This is a genomic window from Rhabdaerophilum sp., assembly GCF_046092605.1.
Classification (GTDB): Bacteria; Pseudomonadota; Alphaproteobacteria; order Rhizobiales; family Beijerinckiaceae; genus Rhabdaerophilum.
This window is the reverse complement of sequence record NZ_JBJTDY010000113.1, coordinates 1-2,852: the sequence shown is the minus strand read 5'-3', so window position 1 is coordinate 2,852 and position 2,852 is coordinate 1. Positions and strand designations below refer to the sequence as shown.

General features: G+C 66.1%; 1 protein-coding gene. It reads left to right on the top strand.

Annotated features, from left to right (window positions below):
• Positions 1-3 precede the first annotated feature (3 nt).
• On the top strand, positions 4-2,559 hold the full coding sequence (locus tag ACKODO_RS08865; protein WP_408983077.1) for an ABC transporter permease: 2,556 nt from the start codon (positions 4-6) through the stop codon (positions 2,557-2,559).
• Positions 2,560-2,852 lie beyond the last annotated feature (293 nt).

The following is a 2,852-nucleotide window of genomic DNA, read 5'->3' as shown; positions in this document are numbered from 1 at the left end:
TCCCTGAATGGCATCCCTCTCATCGGCCGGCTGGTGAAGCGCGAATTGCGCGCATCCCTTGGCCAGTTCGGCATTCTCATCGCCTGCATCGCGCTGGGGGTGGCGGCGATTGTCGCCGTCGTGAGCCTGTCGCGGGCGCTGACCGACGGCCTGACCCGCGAGGGCAAGCTCATTCTCGGCGCCGATGCCGCCTTCACGCTCATCCAGCGCGAGGCGACCCCGGCCGAACGCGCCGCGCTGGAGCGCGAGGGTCGCGTTTCCGTGCAGATCCTCAGCCGCGCCATGGCCCGCAGCGCCAGCGACGAGAGCACCCTTGTCGAGATCAAGGCGGTGGAACGCGCCTATCCCGTGGCGGGCAAGGTCGGCCTCGAAGGCCCGAACGGGACGAAGCCCGCCGATCTCCATGCGCTTCTCGCGCCCGATGCCAGCGGTGTGGCGGGCCTCGTGGTCGACCCCCTGCTGACGGGCCGGCTCGGCATCGGCATCGGTGATCGCCTGCGCATCGGGGAAGCGGAATTCCGCATTGCCGCCCATCTCATCAGCGAGCCGGACAAACTCTCCGGCGGCTTCGGGTTTGGTCCGCGCGTGCTGATGAGCACGGATTCCATGCGCGCCACCGGCCTTATCCAGCCGGGTTCGCTGACGCGGTTCTCCTACCGGCTCGATCTCGGCGCGAATGCCGATGAAGCGCGGCTGGCAACCGCCCTCGATTCCATCGCCAGGGCCGTGCCCGATGCCGGCTGGCAGGTGGTGACGCGCCTGCGCGCCTCGCCCGGCCTCGAACGGCAGATCGGCCGTTTCACGCAGTTCCTCTCGCTGGTGGGCCTCACGAGCCTGCTGATCGGCGGCGTGGGCGTAGCCAATGCCACCCGCGCCTTCGCCGACAGGCAGATCCCGCGCATCGCGACGCTCAAGAGCCTCGGCGCCTCGGGCCGCTTCGTGTTCTTCTCGGCGCTGGCGCAGGTTCTGGCCTTCGCGCTGATCGGCATCGTCATCGGGCTCGCGCTCGGAACGCTCCTGCCGCAGACGGCCCTGCTGGCCTTCGGCGATCTGCTGCCCTTCCCGCTGCAGATCGGCATCTACCCCCGCGAGCTTCTGCTCGGCCTCGGCTATGGCGTGGTGACGGCGACGGCCTTCGCGCTCTGGCCATTGCTGCGGGCCCGCGCCGTGCCGCCGACCGTGCTGTTCCGCGACGAGATCGCCGCGCCGCATTGGAGGCCAAGCATCATCGATATCGCGATCGTGGCGCTGGCCATCATGGCCTTCGGGTTTCTTGTCGTGGAGACCGCGACCGAAAAGCGCATCGCCACGATCTATCTGCTCTCGGCGGGCGGTGCCCTGCTGACGCTGCGGCTGGTTTCCGCGCTCGTCATGCGGCTTGCCGCGCGCCTGCCCCGTGCGAAAAACCCGATTCTCCGCGTCGCGATCGCCAACCTGCATCGGCCGGGCAGTCTCACGCCTTCAGTCATTCTCTCGCTCGGCCTCGGGCTGACGCTGATCGTCGCGCTGATGCTGATCGACACCAACCTCGTGCGACAATTCCGCGCGACCCTGCCCGGCCTCGCGCCGAGTTTCTTCTTCATCGACATCCCCTCGCGCGAGATGGACCGCTTCGAGGCCTTCCTGAAGGCCGAGGCACCAGGCGGCGAGGTGGTGCGGACCCCGCAATTGCGCGGTCGCATCGTGGAAATGCGCGGCCTCGGCGCCAGCGAATTCCGCGGTGTGGAGGATGCCTGGGTGTTCGAGGGCGATCGCGGCATCACCTATGCTGCGGTGCCACCGGAGGGTTCCCGTGTGGTGGAAGGCCAATGGTGGCCAACCGATCATCGCGGTGCGCCACAGGTTTCGTTCTCGAAGGACATTGCCGACAATCTGGGCCTCAGGGTGGGCGATACGGTGACGGTGAACGTGCTGGGCCGCCGCATCACCGCCACCGTGGCGAACCTGCGCGAAATCCGCTGGCAGCAGATTGGCATCAACTTCATCATGGTCTTCTCGCCGAACACCTTCGCAGGGGCGCCGCATACCTTCCTCGCGACCGTGACGCTGCCACGCGGCACGACGGCCCAGACGGAAATCGCACTGGCCCGGAAAATCGCGCGCGAATTCCCCACCATCAGCTCCGTGCGCGTGAAGGAGGCGCTCGCGGCCGCTGACAGCCTGGTTTCGCAGCTCGTCTTCGCCATCCGCGCGGCGAGCGCGATCGCCCTGGTGGCGAGCATCCTGGTGCTGGGCGGCGCGCTGGCGGCCTCGGCCCGCACGAGGCAGCGCGAAAGCGTGATCCTGAAGACGCTGGGCGCCACGCGCTCGACGCTCTTGGCCGCCATGATCATCGAATACTCGGCGCTCGGGGCCATTGCCGTGATATTCGGCATTGTCTGCGGAGTAGCCGGAGCGTCGCTCGTGGTGTCCGGCCTCATGCGACTGGAATTCGCTCTGCCGCTGGCGTCAACACTCTCGATGGCGTTTTCTGCCTTTGTTATCACGATTATTCTTGGCTTGATCGGGACATGGCACATACTGGGGCAAAAACCTGCCCCATACTTGCGCCATGCTTGAAGACTTGCGCAGTTTAATTTCGCCGATATTCTGACATAATTGTTGAAGGCCGGGCGGCATCGTGCCGCCTAGCCTTAAATCGACACTCGCTACACTCCCCCTCTTGAGAAATTTCAGGAAGAACGTAATATATAGGCGAACCACAGGCGGCGCGGTTGCCGCCGTGGCAGGAGAGAGGCTCCAATGGCTGATTACGATCGCAACGCTTATGCCCCCTATGCCGCGGGCATGGGCCGTTCCATGAGCGCCGCCCAGTATGACGCTGGCCTGCGCTCGTACATGCTCGGCATCTA